Annotated in this window: 1 pseudogene; it reads left to right on the top strand. The window is 40.6% G+C overall.

The features are described from left to right. Positions 1-651: pseudogene (locus tag AC6CHU_RS25935) on the top strand (transposase); the annotation flags it as partial.

Raw genomic sequence — 651 nt, forward strand, 5'->3', positions numbered from 1 at the left:
GGGAAGTACAGATGAATGTGGCGTACCGATGGTTCCTTGGCTTGAAGCTCAATGATCCTGTTCCGGACCATTCAACCATCAGTTGGAACCGGCGAACTCGTTTTAAAGATACAAATATTTTTCAAGAGATCTTTGATGAAATTGTCCATCAAGCCATTAGTCATAAAATGGTCGGTGGAAGAGTTTTATTTACTGACTCCACTCACCTTAAAGCGAATGCAAACAAGCACAAATTCACTCGTGAAGAAGTAGAAATTGAAACTCGGGAATATATAGATGAACTTAATAAAGCTATTGAGGAAGACAGGTCAAACCACGGAAAAAAGCGCTAAAAGAAAGAGAGGAGGTGACAGAGACCAAGGAAATCCGAAAAAGTACAACCGATCCAGATTGCGGATTCATGTCCAGGGAAAATAAGCAGGAAATGTTCTGTTACTTAGACCACCGAACAACGGATATGAAGTTCAATATCATAACGGATGCCTATGTTACTCCTGGAAATGTCCATGACTCTATCCCTTATCTTTCTAGATTGGATCGTCAGATCGATCGTTTTGGATTTAAAGTAGAAGCAGTGGCACTCGACTCAGGTTATTTAACGAATCCCATTTGTAAAGGGCTTCACGACAGAAGCATTTTTGGTGTAATTGC

It is taken from the genome of Cytobacillus sp. GQ23, from assembly GCF_059758675.1.